Origin of the sequence: Promicromonospora sp. Marseille-Q5078, assembly GCF_050315395.1 — a bacterium.
Lineage (GTDB): Bacteria > Actinomycetota > Actinomycetes > Actinomycetales > Cellulomonadaceae > Isoptericola.
In genome coordinates this window covers 2,699,004-2,715,287 of sequence record NZ_JBNPQG010000001.1, presented here as the reverse complement: position 1 = coordinate 2,715,287, position 16,284 = coordinate 2,699,004, and the positions used below count along the sequence as shown (strand labels likewise).

At 76.3% G+C, this 16,284-nt stretch carries 14 protein-coding genes and 1 other RNA gene; 6 read left to right on the top strand and 9 right to left on the bottom strand.

What is annotated here, in order from left to right; all coding sequences use genetic code 11:
* Positions 1 to 58: 58 nt before the first annotated feature.
* The 3 genes from ACQFYA_RS12650 to ACQFYA_RS12640 all read right to left on the bottom strand — a co-directional run bounded on the left by ACQFYA_RS12650 (position 59) and on the right by ACQFYA_RS12640 (position 3,965).
* Positions 59 to 1,765: a serine/threonine-protein kinase gene (locus ACQFYA_RS12650; RefSeq protein ID WP_499124641.1), complete on the bottom strand. Its 1,707-nt coding sequence runs from the start codon at positions 1,763 to 1,765 to the stop codon at positions 59 to 61.
* Between the two features lie 169 nt (positions 1,766 to 1,934).
* A complete protein-coding gene (locus ACQFYA_RS12645) occupies positions 1,935 to 2,492 on the bottom strand; it encodes a GNAT family N-acetyltransferase (RefSeq protein ID WP_499124639.1) in 558 nt (185 codons plus the stop codon).
* Positions 2,493 to 2,549: 57 nt separating this feature from the next.
* On the bottom strand, positions 2,550 to 3,965 hold the full coding sequence (locus ACQFYA_RS12640; RefSeq protein ID WP_499124636.1) for a dihydrolipoyl dehydrogenase family protein: 1,416 nt from the start codon (positions 3,963 to 3,965) through the stop codon (positions 2,550 to 2,552).
* 150 nt (positions 3,966 to 4,115) lie between these two features.
* Between ACQFYA_RS12640 and ACQFYA_RS12635 the strand changes: the two genes are divergently transcribed.
* The 4 genes from ACQFYA_RS12635 to ACQFYA_RS12620 all read left to right on the top strand — a co-directional run bounded on the left by ACQFYA_RS12635 (position 4,116) and on the right by ACQFYA_RS12620 (position 8,358).
* Positions 4,116 to 5,900, top strand: coding sequence for a bifunctional 3'-5' exonuclease/DNA polymerase (locus ACQFYA_RS12635; RefSeq protein ID WP_499124634.1), 1,785 nt, complete (start codon positions 4,116 to 4,118; stop codon positions 5,898 to 5,900).
* An 81-nt stretch (positions 5,901 to 5,981) separates the two neighbouring features.
* Positions 5,982 to 6,866, top strand: coding sequence for a Nif3-like dinuclear metal center hexameric protein (locus tag ACQFYA_RS12630; protein ID WP_499124632.1), 885 nt, complete (start codon positions 5,982 to 5,984; stop codon positions 6,864 to 6,866).
* Positions 6,867 to 6,913: 47 nt separating this feature from the next.
* Positions 6,914 to 7,663, top strand: a complete 750-nt coding sequence (locus ACQFYA_RS12625; RefSeq protein ID WP_499124630.1) for a zinc ribbon domain-containing protein — start codon at positions 6,914 to 6,916, stop codon at positions 7,661 to 7,663.
* Entirely contained in the window at positions 7,663 to 8,358 is a 696-nt protein-coding gene (locus ACQFYA_RS12620) for a histidine phosphatase family protein (protein ID WP_499124628.1), read from the top strand. Before ACQFYA_RS12625 ends, ACQFYA_RS12620 begins: the two co-directional genes overlap by 1 nt.
* Before the next feature lie 68 nt (positions 8,359 to 8,426).
* Here ACQFYA_RS12620 and ACQFYA_RS12615 read toward each other — a convergent pair whose 3' ends face one another.
* Positions 8,427 to 9,263, bottom strand: coding sequence for a YaaA family protein (locus ACQFYA_RS12615; protein ID WP_499124625.1), 837 nt, complete (start codon positions 9,261 to 9,263; stop codon positions 8,427 to 8,429).
* Positions 9,264 to 9,342: 79 nt separating this feature from the next.
* On the opposite strand from ACQFYA_RS12615, the gene ACQFYA_RS12610 reads away from it, so the two are divergent.
* Positions 9,343 to 9,726, top strand: a complete 384-nt coding sequence (locus tag ACQFYA_RS12610) for a tautomerase family protein (RefSeq protein ID WP_499124622.1) — start codon at positions 9,343 to 9,345, stop codon at positions 9,724 to 9,726.
* A 48-nt stretch (positions 9,727 to 9,774) separates the two neighbouring features.
* Positions 9,775 to 10,164: RNase P RNA component class A (rnpB, locus tag ACQFYA_RS12605), an RNA gene on the top strand.
* Positions 10,165 to 10,262: 98 nt separating this feature from the next.
* Here the strand turns inward: rnpB and ACQFYA_RS12600 are convergent.
* The 5 genes from ACQFYA_RS12600 to ACQFYA_RS12580 form a co-directional block, all read right to left on the bottom strand.
* Positions 10,263 to 10,571 (bottom strand): toxin, encoded by a 309-nt coding sequence (locus ACQFYA_RS12600; RefSeq protein ID WP_499124621.1) that lies wholly within the window; start codon positions 10,569 to 10,571, stop codon positions 10,263 to 10,265.
* Positions 10,572 to 10,732: 161 nt separating this feature from the next.
* On the bottom strand, positions 10,733 to 11,575 hold the full coding sequence (locus ACQFYA_RS12595; RefSeq protein WP_499124619.1) for an alpha/beta hydrolase: 843 nt from the start codon (positions 11,573 to 11,575) through the stop codon (positions 10,733 to 10,735).
* Between the two features lie 13 nt (positions 11,576 to 11,588).
* Complete coding sequence (locus tag ACQFYA_RS12590; RefSeq protein ID WP_499124616.1) at positions 11,589 to 12,413, bottom strand: alpha/beta fold hydrolase; 825 nt, start codon at positions 12,411 to 12,413, stop codon at positions 11,589 to 11,591.
* Between the two features lie 101 nt (positions 12,414 to 12,514).
* On the bottom strand, positions 12,515 to 15,247 hold the full coding sequence (locus tag ACQFYA_RS12585; RefSeq protein WP_499124614.1) for a helix-turn-helix transcriptional regulator: 2,733 nt from the start codon (positions 15,245 to 15,247) through the stop codon (positions 12,515 to 12,517).
* A 103-nt stretch (positions 15,248 to 15,350) separates the two neighbouring features.
* On the bottom strand, positions 15,351 to 16,232 hold the full coding sequence (locus ACQFYA_RS12580) for an alpha/beta fold hydrolase (RefSeq protein ID WP_499124612.1): 882 nt from the start codon (positions 16,230 to 16,232) through the stop codon (positions 15,351 to 15,353).
* Positions 16,233 to 16,284: the final 52 nt, after the last annotated feature.

The following is a 16,284-nucleotide window of genomic DNA, read 5'->3' as shown; positions in this document are numbered from 1 at the left end:
CGAGCGCGGGGCGACGGCGCGGGTCGCGCGCGGTGCTCCGCGTGCTCGAGGCATGTCCTCAGGGCGTGGTGCCTGGGTCGTCCCCGGCCGCCTCGCCCGTGGGCGTGGGCTCGGCCGGCGCGGTCGGTTCGTCCGTCGGGTCGGGTTCCGGCGTGGTCGGGTCGTCGGTGGGGGTCGGGTCGGGTTCCGGCGTGGTCGGCTCGTCGGTGGGTGTCGGCGTGGACGTGGGTGTCGGCGTCGAGGTGGGTGTGGGCGTCGACGTGGGGGTCGGCGTCGAGCTGGGCGTCGGCGTCGGCGTCGGCGTGGGGGTCGAAGTGGGCGTGGGCGTCGACGTCCGCGTGGGCCGGGACGTCGGCTCGGTCGTGGGTGGCGTGGGCGGCGCGGTCGTCGCTCGGGTCGGCGTCGGGCTGGGGGACGGCGACGGGCTCTGCGTGACGGGCGCGACCGGCCCGCGGTCCTGAGGGCCGCCGAAGGGCCAGAAGGCGACGGCGCCGACGGCGGCGGCCGCCAGGACCAGGGTGAGCACCAGGACGGTCACCCGGGTCGGGCTGCTGAAGAAGGCGCGCCAGCGCGACTGGCCGGGCAGCACCGGCACGGGCGGCTCCTCCGCCGACGGTTCGGAGGGTTCGGGGGCGCCCTCGGGCGGCGGCGGTGGCGGCGGGGTGCCGACGGCGCCGAGCTGTCGGGTGCGCTGCAGCTCGGCCTCGGTCTCGGCCGCCGCCGCTGCTGCCGCAGCCGCAGCGGCGGCCCCGACGACGGCCGTGCGGTGGGGGTCCTCGGCGGCGATCTGGCCGAGCGTCATCGTCTGGTCGGGGCCCGGCGCCTCGGGACCCTGGTCGCCGGGCACGGCCGTGGGCGCCCCGGTGCCGAGCAGCGTCGCCACGGCCGCGGCCATCGCGCCGGCCGACGCGAACCGGCGGGCCGGGTTCTTGGCCATCGCCCGCACGACGAAGCGGTCGACGGACGCCGGGACCGTGGCGCGTCGTGCCGACGGCGCCGGGACGGGCGCCTCGACGTGGGCGCGCAGGACGTCGGCGGGCAGGCCTCGCTCGTACGGCGCGTGCCCGGTCAGGGCGAGGTACGTCAGGGCCCCGACCGCGTACAGGTCGCTGCGCGCGTCCAGCGGCCGGCCCTGGGCCTGCTCGGGCGACATGCACACCGCCGAGCCGGCGACGAGCTCCCCGTCGCCGTCGCCGCCCCCGGGGGCGGCGAGACCGAGGTCGAGCAGCCCGACGACCATGGTGCCGTCGTCGTGCCGGTCGACCACGACGTTGCGCGGGCCGACGTCGCGGTGCACCAGGCCGGCGTCGTGCACGGCGGCGAGCGCGTCCAGCAGCCCGCCCACCAGCGTCAGCGCCTCGCGCCAGGGCAGGCCGTCCACGGCCGTCAGCTCGGAGAGGGGGACGCCGGGAAGCCGGCGGGTGAGGATCCAGGGGACGTTCGCGCCGGCGATCTGGTCCTCACCGGTGTCGAGGACCTTCACCACGCCGGGGTGGTCCACCTGGTCCGACGCCGCGATCTCGCGGGCCAGGGCGGCACGCGTCGTCGCGTCGTCGACGAGGTGCGGATGGAGGACCTTGACCAGGAGAGGCTCGGCCTCGGTCCCGGTGGCGCCGCCGCCGGGCTCGGCGTCGTCCGCGTCCACGCGCGAGGCCTCGTAGACGGTGTACGTGCCCCCGGTGCCGAGGATGTCGCCGAGGGCGTACTTCCCGCCGAGCACCACGTGCCCGCCGGCCGACTGCGCGGCCGGCTCCTTCGAGGTCATGCCGTCGCCCGCTGCAGGAGCGGGGCGTCGAGGGCGGTGTCCGCCCGGGGCGGTGTGGTCGGCACGGCAATCTCGGTCATTTCAGTCATGGGCGACCACAGGATATGCGGTGGGGGAACGCGCCGCACGACGCCGCTCGGGGCTCGGTCGATCTCGAGGTCATCGGGCCTCAGCCGTCGACGAGGGCGGCGAGCGTCTCCGTGCCCAGGTCCCGGTCGGCGAAGACGAGGCGCACCGCGGCGGGGTCGGGGTTCCCGGCGTCCGGCCCGCGCCACACGAGCCGCAGGCCGGTGCGCTCGGCCGTCGCGCGCGACGCGACGTTGTGCTCCAGCAGGAACGCGGTGACGGGGACGTCGGCGCGGCGCTCCGCCGCGAGGGCGAGGGCCGCGCGGGAGAGCTCCGCCGCGAACCCGGCGCCCTGCTGGTCGGGGGACAGGCGGTAGTAGAGGTTGAGCACCCCCGCCGGGCGCAGCCGCACGCCCCCGATCCCGACGAACGCGCCGTCGTCGCGCCGACGCGCCGTCCAGTAGCCGATCCCGTCGCGGTCCCAGTCGGCGGCGAAGGTCTCGACCTGCCGGGCCGTCTGCTCGCGGCTGGTGTGCCGCCCGCTCGGGAAGTGCTCCCACACGCGCGGGTCGGCGTGCAGCTCGTGCAGCAGGTCGAGGTCCTCCGGCGCGACGGGCGCGAGGTCGAGGCGGTCGGTGGTGCGGTGGTCGGGGGTCGTCACGCCGCGACGCTAGGGCCGGGCACCGACAACGCCCGGCGGATTCGGTCGTCGACGAGGTCAGGCGTCGGCGAGGTCGGCCAGCGCGCTCTCGATCGCGCGGTGGAACGTGGGGTACGCGTAGATCATGCGCCGCAGCTCTGCGACGGACACGCGCGCCTGTACCGCGAGGGTGAGGACGGCGAGGATCTCGCCGCCGGCGGGGCCGGCCGCCGTCGCGCCCACGAGCACGCCCGCGTCCGCGTCCTCGACCAGCTTCACGAGGCCCTCGTTGCCCGGCCCGTGCACGAACCCGCGCGACGACGCCGCCAGGTCGGTGAGCCCCGTGCGCACCGACAGGCCGGCGTCGCGGGCCGCGGCCTCGGTGAGCCCGACGCCGCCGATCTCCGGGTCGGTGAACGTCACATGGGGGACGGCGCCGTAGTCGGCCCGCTCGTCACCGCCGTCGGCGGCGAGGACGTCCGCGGCCGCGATGCGCGCCTGGTACATCGAGACGTGCGTGAACGCGCCGTGCCCGGTGACGTCCCCGATCACCCAGACGCCGTCGGCGGCGCGCAGCCGGTCGTCGACGGCGATCGTGCGCCCCGTGTCGTCGATGCCGACGGTCGCGACGCCGAGCGCCTTCAGGTCGGTCCGGCGGCCCGCCGCCACCAGCAGCTGCTCGGAGACGAGGGCGGTGCCGTCGTCGAGCGTGAGGGTGAAGCCCGCGCCGTCGTGGGTCACGCGCGACACGCGCGCGTCCGTCCGCACCCCGATCCCCTCGGCGGCGAACCGGGCCGAGAGGAGCTCGCTCGCCTCCGGCTCGTCCAGGGCGAGCAGTCGCGGGCCCGCCTCCACCACCTCGACGGCGGTGCCGAACCGGGCGAACACCTGCGCCAGCTCGCAGCCGATCGCGCCGCCGCCGAGCACCGTGAGCGACGCCGGTGCCTCGGTGGCGCGCACGGCGTCGCGGTTGGTCCAGTACGGGGTGTCGGCCAGGCCGTCCACCGGCGGCACCGCCGGCTCGGTGCCCGGGTTGAGCAGCACCCCGCGCGTCGCGCGGAACCGGAGCTCGCCGTCCGCGGTGGCCACGGCCACCTCGCCCGGGGCGACGAGCCGGCCGCGGCCGCGCACCACGCGGGCGCCGGCCTTCTCCAGCCGCTCGACGGCCGCCGTGTCGTCCCAGTCGGTGGTGGCCTCGTCGCGCACGCGCCGCGCGACCGGGGCCCAGTCCGGCGTGACGTCGACCTGACCCGCGAGCGTGCCCGCCCGGCGGGCCTCGGCGAGGGCGTCGGACGCGCGCACCATCATCTTCGTGGGGATGCAGCCGAAGTAGGGGCACTCGCCGCCCACCAGGCGCGCCTCGACGGCCACGACGTCCAGCCCGGCGCGGGCGAGCCGGCCGGTCGCGTCCTCGCCTCCCGGCCCGGTGCCGATGACGACGACGTCGACGTCGACGGTCTCGACGGACGGGGCTGCGGGTGACGTGGTGGACATCGGTCCTCCTTGCGCTCGGGCGACTGCGCTTCGAGGTCGTCGGGCGGCGACCCCGGGACAGCGCACCACATCAAGGTCGTCGTCGCGCGCCGAACCCGCGGCGTGACGCCCCGTGACGGGCCCGTCGGTGGGGCACGGCAGGATGACGACGTGCACGTCGTCCTGACCCGAGATCCCCGTGGCACGGTCCGTGTGCACCGCGGCGCGCCGCAGGGCACGACCGACGCCGAGATCCCGCCCGCCGACCTGCCCGCCCTCGTGGCGGCGGCCGAGGCCGCAGCGCGGGACGGCGACGCCCCCGTCCTGCGCTGGACGTGGGACGACACGAACCGTTGGTACCTCGGCCTGCTGCGCGCGGGGGTCCGGGTGGAGCGGTCGCACGACCTGCGGCTCGTGCACCGGATCCTGCGGCACTCCGCGCCCGCGTCGGGCTCGGCGCTCGCGGGCGCGCCGACCGGCCCGTGGGACGCGATGGTCCCCGCGCCCGCCGGCGCGGCACCGGCCGGGGGAGCGCGCCGCCCGCCGCAGGGCGACGCCCTCTTCGACCTGGCCCTGCCCGCGCAGTCCTCCCCGGTCGGCGCCCGGGACTCCCAGGGCGCCCAGGGCGCCGAGGGGACCGACCCGGAGCCGGAGCTGCGGCGGCAGGAGGAGGCGGTCCAGGGCTCGGCGGCGCCCGGGCGGCTGCGTCTGCTCGCGGCGGGGGAGTCGGCGGGCGCCCTGGTGGCCGCCGAGATGCACCACGCCGGCCTGCCGTGGCGGGCCGACGTGCACGACGCGATCCTCACCGAGGCGCTGGGGCCGCGACCGCCCGAGGGGCAGCGGCCGGCCCGGCTGGAGGAGCTCGCGCGGCAGGTCCGCGCGGCGATCGACGCGCCGCCGTCGCTCAACCCGGACTCGCACCCCGACCTGCTCAAGGCGATGCAGTACGCCGGGGTGGGGGCACGCAGCCTGCGCAAGTGGGAGCTGTCGACGCTCGACCACCCGGTGGTCGCGCCGCTGCTGGAGTACAAGAACCTGTACCGGCTGCTCACCGCCAACGGCTGGCACTGGCTCGACGAGTGGGTGACGGACGGCCGGTTCCGCACCGAGTACGTGGTGGGCGGCGTGGTGACGGGCCGCTGGGCGTCGACGGGCGGCGGCGCGCTGCAGCTGCCCAAGGGGGTGCGACGCGCCGTGGTGGCCGACCCGGGCTGGTGCCTGGTGGTCGCGGACGTCGCGCAGCTCGAGCCCCGCGTGCTCGCGGGGATGGCTGCCGACGAGGCGATGGCCGGCGCGGGCCGTGCCGGCGACCTGTACGCCGGCATCGTCGCGTCGGGCGCGGTGCCGACCCGCGAGCTGGCGAAGGTCGGCATGCTCGGCGCGATGTACGGCGGCACGACGGGTGCCAGCGCGCAGGTGCTGCCGCGGCTCGGCCGGGAGTACCCGCGGGCGATCGCGCTCGTCGAGGAGGCGGCGCGGACCGGGGAGCGCGGCGGCGTCGTGACGACGTGGCTCGGCCGGTCGTCCCCGGCGCCCGGCTCCGCATGGGACGAGGCGCAGGCGGGCGCGTTCGCGGACGACGCCGGCGCGGACGCGGCGGCCCGCGCCCGGTCCGCCACCCGGTCGTGGGGACGGTTCACCCGCAACTTCGTGGTGCAGGGCACGGCGGCCGAGTGGGCGCTGTGCTGGCTGGCGTCGATCCGTCGCCGGCTCTGGGCGCTCGGGACGACGGGCGCGCGGCCCGGCCTCGCGCCCGCCCCGTTCGCCGACCGCCCGCACCTCGCGTTCTTCCTGCACGACGAGGTCGTGGTGCACGCCCCGCGCGAGCTCGCGGACGCCGTCGCCGCCGAGGTGCGCGCCGCGGCCGAGGAGGCCGGCCGGCTCCTGTTCGGCGACTTCCCCGTCGACTTCCCGCTCACCGTCGCGACCGTGGACTCGTACGCCGACGCGAAGTGACACCAAGCGACGTCAGATGACGCCCGACGCCCGACGCCCGACGCCCGACGCCGGGTGACGGCCGGCGGCTAGGGTCGCGCCATGACCACGAGCACGAGCGACCCCACCCTGCGCGACGTCGTCGCCGTCCTCGACGGCCTGTACCCGCCGTCGACGGCGGAGGGCTGGGACGCCGTCGGCCTGGTCGTGGGCGACCCGGCCGCGCCGGTCCGCAAGGTCCTGCTCGCCGTCGACCCCGTGTCCGACGTGGTCGACGAGGCGATCGCGTGGGGCGCGGACCTGCTCGTCACGCACCATCCGCTGTTCCTGCGGCCGGTGCACTCGGTCGCGGCCACGACGTTCAAGGGGGACGTCGTGCACCGGCTGCTGCGGGCCGGCTGCGGCCTGTACGTCGCGCACACCAACGCCGACGCCGCGCCGCGCGGGGTCGCGGACGCGCTCGCCGACCTGGTCGGCATCACCGACCGCCGGCCCCTGGTGGCGCGCGACGGAGACGCCGACGACGTCGAGCGCGGGATCGGTCGCGTCGGCCGGCTCGCCGAGCCCACGACGCTGGGCGAGTTCGCCGAGCGCGTCGCCGCAGTGCTGCCGGCCACGGCCCAGGGCGTGCGGGTGGCGGGCGACCCGGCCGCCCAGGTCGCGACCGCGGCGGTGGTCGGCGGGTCCGGGGACTCGCTGTTCGACGCCGTCCGTGCCGCCGCCGTCGACGTGTACGTGACGGCCGACCTGCGCCACCACCCGGCCTCGGAGCTGCGCGAGCGGGCAGCCTTCGAGGCCCGCGACGGGGGCGCCGCGGGGGCGACGCCGTTCCTCGTGGACGTGGCCCACTTCGCGAGCGAGTGGCCGTGGCTGCGGTACGCGGCCGAGGATCTTCTCGCGGGCCTGCCAGAGGGTACGGTGACCACCAGGGTGAGCACGATCGGCACCGACCCGTGGTCCGCGCGGGTGGCGAGCACGGCTCGCTGACGACGTCGGCCGCCCCACCACCTGAACACACGCGAGAGGACCCGCCCGTGGCCACTGCACCGTCCGAGGACCAGCGCCGACTGCTCGAGGTCCAGGCCCTCGACACGCGGCTGCAGCAGCTCGTCCACCAGCGCCGGCACCACCCGTCGCTGGCCACCCTCGCGGAGCTGGACGGGCGGATCGGCGACCTGCACTCCTCGCTCGTCGACTCGCGCACCGCGGTGACCGACCTGGAGCGGGAGCTCGCCAAGGCGGAGTCCGACGTCGCGCAGGTGCGCACCCGGGCCGAGCGCGACCAGCAGAAGCTCGACTCCGGCGCGCTGTCCGCGAAGGACTCCCAGGCGCTGGTGAGCGAGCTCGAGTCCCTCGCCCGGCGTCAGTCCGTGCTGGAGGACGCCGAGATCGAGGTCATGGAGCGGCTCGAGGCGCACCAGGGATCGCTCGAGGGGGTCGAGTCGGCGCACGCCGAGCTGGAGTCGGCGAAGGCGACGGCCACGGCCGAGCGCGACGCGGCCTGGGCGGAGATCAACGCGACCGGCTCGAAGGTCAAGGCGGAGCGCGAGGCCGCCGCGGCGGGCCTCGACGCCGGGCTCCTGGCGCTCTACGACAAGCTGCGGGCGCAGCTCGGCGGCGTCGGTGCCGCCGCCCTGCGTGGCGGCCGCTGCGAGGGCTGCCGGCTGGAGCTCAACCCGGGCGACCTCGCGGCCGCGAAGGCGGCCCCGGCCGACCAGATCGTGCGCTGCGAGGAGTGCGGCCGCATCCTCGTGCGCCTGGCGGACGAGGGCGCGGCGGCCTGATGGCGCGCCCGCCCGGGGCGAGTCCGCTGGCGGACGGCGAGGCGCGGACCGTCGTCCTGGTCCGGCACGGCGTGACACCCTTCACGGAGGCGCGTGCCTACTCGGGCGGCGGCGTCCCGGGACCGTCGCTCACGGCGCGCGGCCGCACGCAGGCCGCGCAGGCCGCCGACGCCGTTTTCCGGGTCGGCAAGGACCTGTGGCCCGACCTGCCGCGCGCCGGCGCCCTCGTGGCCTCGCCCCTGGTGCGCACCCTCGAGACGGCGGCCTCGGTCGGCCGGCGCATCGGGCAGCACGTGCGCCCCGACGAGCGGTTCGCGGAGTGCGTCTTCGGCGACTGGGAGGGCCTGACGCCCGACCGCATCGCGGCCGGCTGGCCCGAGGAGTTCGCCGCGTGGTCCCGGACGGGCACCGACCCGGCCCCCGGCGGCGAGTCGTACGCGGACGTGGGCGAGCGCGCGTGGGCGGGGCTGCGGGACGTGGTCGCGGCGGCCGACCCCGCGGCGGCGACGGTGGTCGTCGCCCACACCGTGACCATCCGCTCCCTGCTGGGGCGCGCGCTGGGCTCGCCCCCGGCGGCGTGGCCGCGGCTGCGCGTGCCGCCGTGCTCCCTCACCGTGCTGCGCCTGGGCCTCGGGGAGGACGGCGAGCCCGCGCTCGCGGAGGCCACCGCGGTCGGCTTCCCGACCGACGCCTGAGCGCGTCGTCCCACCGGACCGGACCGGACCGGGCGGCCGCGGTGGCGTGCACGGCGGCGCAGCACGCCTCAGGCGATGACGACCTCGAGCGTCCGCGGGCCGCGGCGCGTCGCGGGGTCGTGCAGGGTCGCCTCGACCATCCGGTAGGACATGCCCGTGCCGACCTCCGTGCCGATGACCTGCCCGTCGAGCTCGCGGGCGGCGTCCGACAGCTCCGCCGCGGTCGACGGCGCCGGCCCGGACCGGCGCAGCAGGTGCCCCGTGAGGACGCCCCGCGTGTGCTTGGCGTTGTGCGACACGACCGTGCGCCGGCCCGCTGCCTCGCGGACCACGCGCACGGTCACCCAGTCCGCCGCGGCGTCGCCGGTGGTGGCCGGCTTCCACGCCGCGAGGTAGGCAGCCGAGCGGCAGTCGACGACGACGTCGCCCGCGGCGCGCGCGTCGAGGGCCGCGGACAGGTGGGGGCGCCAGGCGGTCGCGAGCTTCCCGACTCCCGGCAGGTCCACGCCCATGGACAGGCGGTAGGCGGGGATGCGGTCGGCAGGGGAGACGGCGCCCCACAGGCCGGAGAACACGCGCACGTCGTCCGCGGCCCGTCGTGCGGCGTCGTCGGGGAGGTCCGCGAGCCCCGCCGCGGCGTACAGCACGCCGGTGTAGACGCTGGACGCGGGCGCCGCGGGGGCGGTCTTCAGGTCCACGTTGCGCGCGACCTCGTCCGCGAGGGACGCGCCGACCCCGAGCACCGCCGTCGCGTCCGGGCGGACGCTGACTGCCGCCAGTGCCTCGGCGACGGTGCGGCGGTGGTCGGTCAGCTCCGCCGCCCCCGTGAGCCCCGCGAGGTCGACGGGTGCGGCGTCGGCGGGGGCGGGCGTCTTGCCCTCGGAGGGCGGCAGGCAGATCAGCACCCGGACACCCTACGGCGGGGTGCTCGACCGCCGGACGCGGCGGTGACGGTGGCGTCGGTCACCGCTAGCGTCGGCGGGCATGGTCCAGGTGAAGGTCTACGGCAACCGTCGGGTGTGGGGTCAGCGGCGCGCGGAGGTCTCCGACGCGCTGCACGAGGCGCTGGTCGGGGCCTGGCAGATCCCCGAGGACAAGCGGTTCCACCGGTTCCTGCTGCTGGACGACGGCGATCTCGTGGCGCCGCGCTCCGACGACTACCTCGTGATCGAGGTCGTCGCGTTCGCCGGGCGTTCCCGGGAGGCGAAGCGCGAGCTGATCCGCCGCGTGTACGACGACGTCGCGCCCGCGCTGGGGGTGTCCGCCGACGACGTCGAGCTCGTGGTGATCGAGTCGCCCCCCGAGAGCTGGGGCATCCGCGGGCGGTCCGGCGACGAGCTGTCGCTCAGCTACAAGGTCGACGTCTGACGGCGGGCGTCCGACCGGCTCGACGGCGCATAGACTGTGCGGCGCGGACGAGTCGGTCGGACGGTCGCGTCGGCGGTGCCCTCGGGCGCCGTCGCCGAGGAACGTCCGGGCTCCGAAGGGCAAGGTGGTGGCTAACGGCCACCCGGGGTGACCCGCGGGACAGTGCCACAGAGAACAGACCGCCGTCGCCGGGCGACCGGCGACGGTAAGGGTGAAACGGTGGTGTAAGAGACCACCAGCGTGGCCGGCGACGGTCGCGGCTCGGTAAACCCCACCTGGAGCAAGGTCAGACAGGGAGCGTTCGAGGGTTGCCCGCCCGATGCTCCCGGGTAGACCGCTCGAGCCCTGCGGCAACGCAGGGCCTAGATGGATGACCGTCGCCCGTGCCGGGGTAACCGGGCACGGGGACAGAACCCGGCGTACAGACCGGCTCGTCCGCATCACACGGTCTGACCTGCGGCTTGATGCCGCAGAGGGTGGCCCAGTCCGCAGAGAGTCCGCAAGAGGTGCTGCGTGGGCTCCCGGAGGGCGGTCGATCAGAGCCAGTCGAGGTACTGCTGGCGGGCCTTCATCGCGTGGATCACGAGCTCGTCGCCGGAGTCGAAGGCGAGGATGACGAGCTCCAGCACGCGTCCCGCCGGATCGACGCCCAGCACGAGCCAGCGGCGAGGGTCGTCCTCGTCGTCAAGCGGCTCGCGCAGCAGTGCGTGCACGCCCGCGTACAGGACGACGTCGTCGGTGAGGCGGTCTCGCTTGTTGTGCCCACGGGACCGGCCCGCCGACCCGGAGGAGGCCGGCGGGGTCCTCGCGCCGTGGGAGAGCCGGCCGAGCGCGGGGCTCGGCAACGACGCCGCCGTCCTCCGGGGCCTACGCCGACCCCGCGCGGGGTGTCGCCTTCGCACTCACGGAGACCCCGCTCGTCCCGAGCAGCGACACCGTCCTGTCGGTCGTCAGGATCCTGGACGACCACCTCGCCGGAACCGGCTGACCGCCCTCCGCGGACGGGTCAGGCCGGGGCGGGCTCGGACCGGTTCGCGTGCTCGAGGGCCCAGTCGAGCGCATGGTCGGCGACCTTCTCCCACCCGGGGGCGGCACAGGTCCAGTGGTCCCGGCCCTCGAGCTCGACGTACTCGGTGACCGCGGGGGACTTCTCCCAGTGCTTGGCGTTCGACCGGTTCACCGACGGCGGCATGATGTGGTCCTTCTCCCCGGCGATGAACAGCAGCGGCGCCCGGTCCGTGGCGAAGTCGACCCAGGTCTCCTGGTGACCGGGCTTGAAGTTGGCGATCAGGCCGTACTCCCAGACCCAGCTCCCGGGCGCCGGGATCGCGTAGCGGTCCCACACCGCGCGCGACTCCTCGGCCGACAGCGTGTTCGTGAAGGCGTAGTGGAACTCCTCGGGGGTGAAGCCGACGGCGCGGTGCCGGTTCGCGGGGTTCTTGAGCGCCGGGAAGAGCGACTTCGCCTGGGACGGCGGGTTCACGCGGACGCCCTCGGTGGGCGCCGAGTCGATGACCACGCCGGCGGCGCCGAGCCCCCGCGCCAGGAGGATCTGCGTGAGGGCGCCCCCGAAGGAGTGGCCCATGATGATCGGCGGGGCGTCCAGGGCGGTGATGACGCCGGCGAGGTGCTCGACGGTCGCGGGCACGGTCAGGTCCGCGATGATCTGCGGGTTCTCCCGGAGCGCCTCGACCTCGACCTCGAAACCGGGGTAGGCCGGGGTCACGACGGTGAGTCCCCTCTGCTGGAAGCGCTGGACCCAGCCCTCCCAGCTGCGGGGCGTCATCCAGAGGCCGTGGACGAGGACGACGGTGTCGGGCTTGGTGGTCTCGGTGCTGTCGGAGCTCATGGTGTGCCCTTTCTCAGGAGTCGATGAAGGCGAGCAGGTCCGCGTGCAGCCGGTCGCGGTCGGTGTCGGGCAGGGCGTGCCCGCTGCCCGGGTAGGTGAGGAGGCGGGCGTCGGCGACGAGCTCGACCGTCCGCTTCCCGCCGACGTCGAAGGGCACGATCTGGTCGTCGTCCCCGTGGATCACCAGGGTGGGGACGTCGATCTTTCCCAGGTCGGGCCGGAAGTCGGTCGCGGAGAACGCCGCGATGCACTCGTACGCGGCGCGGTGCCCGCACGCCATGCTCTGCAGCCAGAAGGCGTCGCGGAACCCCTGGTCGACGTCGCCGCGGCGGTTGTGGCCGAAGAACGGCCCGTCGGCGAGGCCCCGGTACAGCTGCGCCCGGTCGGCGCGCTCGCCGGCGCGGATCTGGTCGAAGACCTCGACCGGCAGGCCGTCGGGGTTGTCGTCGGTGCGCAGCATGAGCGGCGGGACGGCGGACACCAGGACGACGCGGGCGACCCGGTCGGTGCCGTGCCGGGCGACGTACCGCACCACCTCGCCGCCGCCGGTGGAGTGCCCGACCAGGGTGACGTCGTGCAGGTCGAGCGCGTCGATCAGGCAGGCCAGGTCGTCGGCGTAGGTGTCCATCGCGTTGCCGTCCCAGGTGCGGCTGGAGCGGCCGTGGCCCCGGCGGTCGTGCGCGACGGCGCGGTGCCCGTGCTCGGCGAGGAAGAGGGCGGCGGCCGCCCAGGCGTCCGCGTTGAGGGGCCATCCGTGGCTGAGGAGGACCGGCGTCCCGTCGGTACCCCAGTCCGTGTAGAAGATCTCGGCGCCGTCGTCGGCGGTGATGTAGGGCACGGTGGGCCTCCTTGCGTCGACCAGAACGAGGACGCCTCGACCGTCCCGCAGGACCGGCCCCGCGCGGACCACGTGGTCCTCGTAGTCCGAGGCGCCCCGCGCTACGGCGCGACCGGGCCGAGGTGCTCGGCGAGCTGCCGGCGCGACGTGACGCCGAGCTTCTGGAAGACCTTCCGCAGGTGGTAGTCGATCGTGTTCGGGCTCAGGAACAGACGGGCCGCGATCTCGGCGTTGGTCCGCCCGGACGCCGCCATCGTCGCGACGGCCTGCTCCTGCGTCGTCAGCTCGACGCCGGACCGGAGCGCCGGCGCGCGTACGGAGCCGCCGGCGGCCACGAGCTCCGCGTCGATCCGGTCGCCGAAGACGGTCGCGCCGCTGCGGGCGGCGTGGCCCTGCGCCAGCCGGAGCTGCGCGACCGCGTCGGCCCGCCGACGGGCCCGTCGCAGCCACTCGCCGTACACGAGGTGCGACCGCGCGAGCTCGACCGCGGCGCCGGTCCTCGCGAGGGCGTCGATCGAGGCCTGGTAGCGGTCCTCGACGTCGTCGGGCTCCGCGAGCGCCAGGGCCCGCTGGGCGAGGCCGCGGCACCACGCGGACCCGTTGACCTCGGCCAGCGCGTGCAGCGCGCCGGCCGTCCGCCGCGCCTCCTCGGGGCGGCCGCTGCGCACGGCCGCCTCGGCGTAGTCGGCATAGTGGAGGGGCGTGACCTGCAGGAACGGGTTGGTGACGAGCGGGTGCAGGCGCTCGAAGGCGGCGTCGTAGCGCCGCTCCGCGAGGTTCCGTACGGCGAGCGCGGCGGTCGTGGACGCCTCGACCCCGCCCCACCCCGCGGCGGCGGCGCCCTGCCCGACCGCGACGACCGTGGGCTCCGGGCTGTCGGTCCACGCCATGACCGCGGCGTTGACGACGTTCTCGCCGTCGTAGCCCATCGCCCGGCGGACCTCGCGGACCGTCGCGTCGAACGCGCGGGCGCGGGCGACCGTGCCGCCCATGAGCTCGGTGAGGGAGGCGACCCAGAGCAGGGTGTCGAGCGCCTGCAGGGCGCCCGTGTCCCGGGCGGCGCGCATCGCCCGTTCCAGGCCGGCGCGGCGCCCGGCGTCGTCCCACAGGAAGGCCCCGATGGCCGCGATCAGGGTGCCGAGGTGCAGCACCTGGCGGTCGGGGAGACCGAGGATCGCGTCGAACGCCGCACGGGCCGGGCCGACGGCGCGCTCGTACGGCTCGAGGATCAGCGCTGCGACCCCCCGGAGGATCACCGACGACGGGCCGGGAGCGTCGGCCCCCGCCGCGATCCGCCGCCCCAGCGTCGGGACGTCGACGCCCTCGACGAGCCGGTCCGCGCTGCTGCACCGCTCGAACGCCTGGAGCAGGGCGCGCTGCTCCCGCCCGACGTCGTGCCCGTGGAACTCGTCGGCCGCGCGGAGATGGTCGGACGTCGACGCCCGGACACCGACGGGGTCGGCGACGAAGATCGCCGTGGCGCTGCGGACGAGGATCGCCCGTCCGCGCGTGACGCGGTCGAGGTCCGCGTCCCGGAGGTCGGCGAGCAGGCGCCCGGCGACGTCGGCGGCCCCGGCCTCCAGCGCGGCCTCGGCGGCGCCGACCAGGCGCTCGCCGCGCAGCGGCCCGGTGGGCGTGAGCTCGGCCGCCCGGGCGAGGATGCTGGCGCGCGACGACGAGCCGCCCCGCCGGGCCGCCAGGTCGGCGGCGTGCACGAGGCGTCCTGCGACGTCCTCGTCCGTCCCGCTCGCCGCGCGCGACGCGTGCCACGCCTCGGCCTCGACCAGGCCGAGCTTCCCCGCCGCCCCCGCCAGCGCCCCGTGGACCCTCCGGCGCTCGGCCCGGGACGCCGACCCGTACACCGCGGAGCGGACCAGCGGGTGCCGGAACCCGACGACGGGGTCCAGGTGCACCAGCCCCGCCGCCTCCGCGTCGTCGCCGCGGGCGGGGTCGAGGGCGAGCGCGGCGCCCGCGACCTCCAGGAGCTCGAGGTTGCCGGTGGAGTCGGCCGCCGCGAGCAGGAGCCACCGCTGCGACTCGGCGGGCAGGTGCATGACGCGGCGCAGGTAGTGCGCCTCCAGGTGCTGCCCGACGGGGACCGGCTCGGGCCCGAGGCCGAGGTCGGTCATCTCCCGCAGCAGCGGGTCGGCCGCCAGGTCGACCAGGGCCAGCGCGTTGCCCTCGGTCGCGCGGACGATCGCTGCGGTGGCGGTCGGCGTGAACGGCCCGGCCACCGACCGGTTCAGCAGGGCCGCCGCCGGTTCGGGGGAGAGCCCTCCGAGCCGGAGCACCGGGACGCCGCGCAGCACCGTCTCCAGGTCGTTCTCCGCGCGCCCGGCGAAGGTCAGCGCCACGCGTTCCGCACCGAGGCGGCGGGCGACGAACGCGAACGCGTCCAGGCTCTCTCGGTCGAGGAGGTGCGCGTCGTCGACGGCGCAGAGCAGCCCCTGCCGGGTGCTCGCGGCGGCGAGGAGGCTGAGCACCCCGAGGCCCACCAGGAACCGGTCCGGCGGGGGGCCGTCGGCGAGGCCCGACGCCACGCGCAGGGTCAGCCGCTGCCGCTCGGGGATCTCCGCCAGGTGCTCGCGCAGCACCCCGGTCAGCCGCTCGACCGCCGCGTACGCCATCGATGACTCCGACTCGTACCCGTCCAGGTGCAGCACCTGCATCCCGGCACCCGGGGAGGAGGCGTCGCCGAGCAGGGCGGTCTTCCCCACGCCGGGCTCGCCGAGGACCAGCAGCGCGCTGCCGTGCCCGTTGCGGGCCGCGCCGAGGACGTCGGCGACCCGTCGCCGTTCGTCCTCGCGGCCGAGCAGGCCACCGGTGCCGCGCACGGACCACACGATAGGGAGCGGCGCGCCCCGGGCGCGCGGCCGACCGCGAAGATCACCCGCCCCGGTCCCGACGTCACGACGGGACCGGGGCCCCGGGCGACGGCTATCGCGCGGCCGCCTTGATGACCTGGAGCACCTGGAGGGGGTGACTGACCATCACCGAGTGCGAGCTACGGATCTCCACGGTCGTCGCCCCGGCGCGCTCCGCCATGGCCCGCTCGGCCTCCGGGGGGATGATGCGGTCGTCCTGCGCCACGACGTACCAGCTCGGGATCGTCTCCCACGCCGGCTCGCCGGACGGCTCGACGAGCGAGGCGAGCGCGCCCGGTCGCTGGGCGCCCGCCATCGTCTCGGCCAGGCGCCGCGGAAGGTCCTGGGCGAACAGCCGGGGGTACCACTCGGGGTCGATGTAGGCGTCGGCGTCGCCCTCCCCGGCGCCGGGGAACGGGCGCAGCACGAGGTGGTCGATCACGTCGGTGTGACCCCCGCCCAGCGCGTTGGCGGCCGCCACCGACTCGCCCTCGTCGAGCGCGTAGCCGGCCACGTACACGAGCGACCGCACCTGGTCGTTCCCCGTCGCCGCGTTCGTGATGACCGCGCCGCCGTACGAGTGGCCCACCAGGACGATCGGTCCGTCCACGGTCTCGAGGAACATCCGCAGGTACTCGGCGTCGTGCGCGATGCCGCGCAGCGGGTTGGAGAAGGCCAGCACCGGGTAACCGGCGTCCTGCAGCCGTTCGGCCACGACGGTCCACCCGCTGGAGTCGGCGAACGCCCCGTGGACGAGGACGACGGTGGGCCTGGGTGCGGAGGGCCGGCCCTCCGCGACGTGGGCGGGGGCGCCCGCGGGCCCCGCCGACGCGGTGAGCGGAGCCAGGCCGAGGACGGCGACGAGCACCGTGACCAGGGCCGCGACGAGGCGGCGTGACCGTCTCGCGCGCGGCGACTTCGATGACTGAGAGGGCTGCGAGGGCTGCGAGGACATGGCATCTCCTTCGACAGGGTCAGGGGACACCCAGCCTCACCGGGGCCCGGCA